We start from the raw sequence: 4980 nt of genomic DNA on the forward strand, positions 1-4980 counted from the left end.
GGTTGGGGATATCGGGGGTGTAGGTTTCGACTCTAGCAACTTCCCAATCACCTGTTTTGTAATGGGTACTCCAACCGTGGAAATTGGGTTCGTGTTCTGCTTCAACCCTGACAAACTCGGTTGGCCTGTATCCTGGTTGCGGGATCGGGCGATCGGAGGAATCGAAGTATTCAGCAAGGATGCGAGTCAGAGAATGAGTGTGGGATAGCATTCGATCTTCCCATCCCGGTTGCCGCCCTTCGGCTCTAAAAACAATGTATTTACGCATCGTCATCATCCTGAGTGCATATCTTTTTAATTTAATCAAAAAATCTCTCTTTTTATTTTAACTAGACTTTGAGTAATGTCATAATAGAACAAATGTTTTAAAGCCGATTCGCATTTTCACACTATACAGATGTCCGTATCCTCACAATCTGACGCTACGCCTGCATATCGCGGCTATCGACTTCAAGCTCTATACACACTTTCGCGCCTACTTGAATCCACTGACAGCGCGAACTTTACTTTTCAGCCTGAAGGTAAAGAAGACCTAGCTATTTTTGACGCTAGTAACAATCTCGTGGAAGTAGTACAGGTCAAAGCGCACAGTCAGGATCTGGCGCTTTCCTCTTTTAAGCTTAAAAAAAGTGATTCTTTCTTTTACAGAGTAGCCCAACTTTTGAAGACTAACTCTCACTTGACAATTAGGATCGCTAGTTTCGGTGAAATAGGTCAGGAAATGCGCCAAGCTTGTGGGGAAAATGATAATAAACGACAAACTGTAGCCAGAAAACTCAGCGAACACAAATTTCTGTCCGAGGTAGAAGCAGATAGCCTCTTGGCAAAAATACAGTTAATTCGTGTAAAAGAAGCTGCAATAACAGAGAGTGTGTATAGGTTTCTCAAAGAGACTTTAACGGGTGTAGATGCAGAGTCTGCCTTTGAACTATTAAATTTTTGGCTGTATATCTGTGCCGAGAACAAGTGCAAGATAACTCGGCGTGATGTGGTTGATAGGATTAACAAAGTCGGTCGGTTTCTAGCTGAACGGGCTGCCCATCACAAAGAGTGGTTTACCACCATTGTGCCTCTAGAAGAGCCAGAGATTGATGCCAAATTAAAAGATGAATTATCGGATGAATTTTATCGTGGAATTTCAGCTCGTTACGAGCATATTCTGGCGGATGTTGATGTTTTGCGCTCTCAAAAATTACAAGAAATAGCTAAAAATTTTGAAGAAAATAGAGTCGTTATTATCCACGGGGCTTCTGGTCAAGGCAAGACTACTTTAGCATTTCGCTATCTTCACGAGTTCTTTCCAGACCAATGGCGATTTAAAGTTCAACTAATTGATAGTAGAGAACACGCTCTTAGTATTGCGACGGCTCTAGCAGGTCAAGCTGATGCAATCGGTATACCAATTGCCGTTTACTTGGATGTCTCACCCAACCATATTGGTTGGACTGAGTTAGTCAAGGAATTATCTACTCATAGAAACATTCAAGTTCTAGTAACGGTTCGCGAAGAAGATTTTCGTCGAGCCAGTATTTCTGGTGCTGAAATTCAATTTTCTGGAGTCGAACTGACCTTCAATCGAATTGAGGCGCAGGAAATCTATCAATCTCTTACAAACAAGAAACTTCCAGCAGAGATATTGACTTTTGAGGAGGCCTGGAACAGGTTTGGCGGTGAAGGCCCCCTCATGGAATTTGTCTATCTGGTGACTCAGGGAAATTCTCTTCGAGAAAGACTCTCACAACAAATAAGAGGACTTGAGGATGAAGCCAGAACAGGAAAGCTAAGTTATGCAGAAATTAAACTCTTGAGATTGGCTTCTGTAGCGTCAGCCTTTGAATCTCGGTTGCAAATTAAACCCCTTGTCAAACATTTAGCTTTAACTGTGCCCGAGAGAACTTTTGAACTATTTGAAGGAGAGTATTTGCTGAGGCTTAGTGAGGATGGTTCCCTAATACAGGGATTACATCCTATACGTTCAGCAATACTTGCTGACCTTCTAAGCGATTCAACATTGTCACCCTGGTCGGAAAGTGCTAGCATCTGTTTGCCATTCATCTTTGAACGGGATGTTGAAAGTTTTCTCCTTTACGCCTTCTCGCGTCATCGGTTTGAAATTGAACCTTTGCTAAACTCTCTTACCTCATATCAGCCACAACAGTGGACTGCAATAGCAGGAGTCACGCGGGCTTTAATTTGGTTAGGCATTAAGGAATATGCTGAAGCTAATAAACAACTTCTTGCAGAAATATATCAAGATGTAGGAACTGGTTTTCTGTCTGTATTAGATTGCGATATAGCAGATGCTACTCCTGGATGGGGGAGATTGTGGTTAAGCGAGTTGGGACATACACTTCCTCCAGAAGGACGACGGCGAATAGAAGCTTTTCAATCTCGTCAGACTGATAAGAAGCAGGTGTTTGTACGTGCTGAAACATGGTTGTCAAGTCGGGTTCAAAAACCTACAGCACCCTCATCTGATGTGGATTGGTCTGGTATGGCGGAAACAATATTTTGGATAGGACATTTTGGAGTATCCTGGCCTTTAGCAGAATGGCTTTCTAATTATGAGATTGACCGAGCGATTGATACGCTCCCCATCGATATCTTAGCTGATTTAATCCTGGGATTATCTTACGGATATCAGGAAGGCTTTAGTTCTTGGCTGGAGACGAATCGCTCTAGACTTATGAATCGCTTTCGGCAAGAAACACAAACAGTAGCATTGGAAGATGATGGAGAAAAACTTACGGCTCATTTTATTGTTGATATCCAGCAACAAAATGGCTCTCAATCTGAAGACGAACAAGAAGCCGAAACTACTAAAAATCGCTTGCATGAAGAAGCCGTGCAGCGATGCGGACTATTAAGAAGACTGCTGCCCGATCGAGAACTGTATGCTTGTCAAGGTTACGGTCACAGGGTGTGGTCAGGTGAAATTCCATTCGATGACACTCAAAAAACAGGTATTTCCAAGCCGTATCTTCCAATCTCGTGGCTGATCTCAGTCAATTCAACATTTAGAGGATTGGCGCTACAACCTTTTCGACCTAAAACTTGGCAGGAATATACTCATTCAATTGTAAACCTCAGACAGACTGTACTGCAAGCGATTAAACAACTAGAACAGGGTTTAGAAGTATATTTCCGTCACTCAAAAAACGTTCCGTTAATGGATAAATCAATTAATGCAGAAAGATGGGATTATTGTCGGCAGATACTGCTAAAAAAGCCCCTGCTTCCCCTTGGCGCTCTTGATGAATGGGGTTTTGTTGATGAACTGACCTCGGATTCACCTAGTGAAGGTAGTAAAGAGGCTAAAGAAAATTTACCCGTTGTCAGTAAGCGAACTTTGTTTCTCAAATTATACAAGCCTTTTTTAACTAATTTTGGAACTTACACTAGCACTCTTTATAAATTTTTTAACCAAGCACTTCATGGAATGGCATTAAATCCAGTCTTGGGAAAAGGATTGAAGCCTGAACAGAACAATGAGGCAACCAAAAACCAAATAATTGAAATCGCCAAACAAAAAGGGGTTCAACCTCATGTGATTCGTATATCCAATTTCAACCTAGCTAATACAATCCAAGTTTTGCCCAAGCTCCACAAGAACTTTAGACAGTTGCTCGCTCAATTTATCAATGACAATGAATTGGAGTCTTTGGATGGTCAAGAACAGGTAGTGTATAGGCGTGTATGGAATCTCTGGTATTTATTTACATCTCAACCAGATTTACGCTTAAAGAATCCTGTCCCAGAGTCTGCCAATCGATTTGATAATCTTAAAAGAGGAATTAGAAACAATCTAAAAAAAGAGTTGCGAAATATTTCCTCTGATAAGTTACGGATTCAGATTGTATCTGAAGAGATTCTTTGGAGACAGGAACGCACACTGTGGATAAAAATTGATGGCGAAAATCCTGTAGAAGTATACAACTCCTTGGAAAGGGTACTGACTGCGATCTGGCAGGCATTTTTGGAACTTAAGAACAAAGACTTGCGATACCATGTGATTGACTTAAATTGGCCTCTTGTTGTCATTATGCCCTTAGTCAAAGGCAAGTCTTTGAATGCTACGGCATGGCGCATTTCCCTAAATGTTCTGTTATCAAATGACGAACAGCTTGAATTGAAGTGGTGGAATTTAGCTCCCCATCCTATTCCTCCAGATGCTTTAACTGAATTGAGATTAACAACTTGGGCAGAACCGCGTTTAGAAGTGGCGCATAAGCTAACTGCTTCGGTGTCCAAGTTATCGTTATTTGCAGCCCATCTTCGAGATTTTGCAAGACTTCCCGATTTAGATGAGCAAGGAAAAAAAGAATTTCAACAGTATATTCAGCGTCTAGTTGCTCCTATGAAGGAAGCTTTACAGTTAGTGCGAGATACAGAGGTAGAAATAGGAAATTTTTTCGGGGAATTCTCACCTTCTGACTATGAAAACCGTCCAAATTTAGTGGCTGTAGTGCAAGCTTTACAAGCTTTACACAATCAGGTTTTACCAACTTCCGATTTTCAGGGTCAAGTGTCAATGGGTTTAGAAGGAATCGTTGAATGGGCTAATCGACTAGAAACAGGGAAACAGTATGCTTTTTCCGCGTATTTGTTTTGGGTCTCTGATATTCTAAGCATCGCCCCTTTCTCCAAATAACCAAAAGAGCGATCGCCCTTATTTTCCGAAAGCGCGATCGCACTCTCTTATCAAAAGAGTCAATAAAAACTTCTGGGTTTGTTTAACTACAAGTCTAAACATGATAAGCAGTAATAGCAACAGTTCCATCAGGACTATAAATAGCTTCAATGCGTCTAAAAGTAGAATGAGTCCACCAGACTTTCAGGCGATTTCCCTGAGCCGGAGCCGTACCCATTTTACCGTAGCCTGCTGTCAATAGAAGTAACTCAAATTCCCTAGATGGCAAAGTTTTTACAGTAATTTGAGGGATACCGTCAAGCTTATGCTTATCAAGGGTCATAGCTACC

General features: G+C 41.4%; 2 protein-coding genes and 1 pseudogene. 1 reads left to right on the forward strand and 2 read right to left on the reverse strand.

Annotated features, from left to right (window positions below; genetic code table 11):
- Positions 1–268, reverse strand: a pseudogene (locus ACUVJL_RS16095) (hypothetical protein); the annotation flags it as partial.
- Between the two features lie 129 nt (positions 269–397).
- Here ACUVJL_RS16095 and ACUVJL_RS16100 point away from each other — a divergent pair.
- Complete coding sequence (locus ACUVJL_RS16100; RefSeq protein ID WP_445246771.1) at positions 398–4651, forward strand: nSTAND3 domain-containing NTPase; 4254 nt, start codon at positions 398–400, stop codon at positions 4649–4651.
- 94 nt (positions 4652–4745) lie between these two features.
- Here the strand turns inward: ACUVJL_RS16100 and ACUVJL_RS16105 are convergent.
- Positions 4746–4980: hypothetical protein (locus tag ACUVJL_RS16105; protein WP_445246772.1), on the reverse strand; the 235-nt coding region annotated here is incomplete at its 5' end.

The organism is Microcoleus sp. OTE_8_concoct_300, from assembly GCF_031383065.1.
Taxonomy (GTDB): Bacteria; Cyanobacteriota; Cyanobacteriia; order Cyanobacteriales; family Microcoleaceae; genus Microcoleus.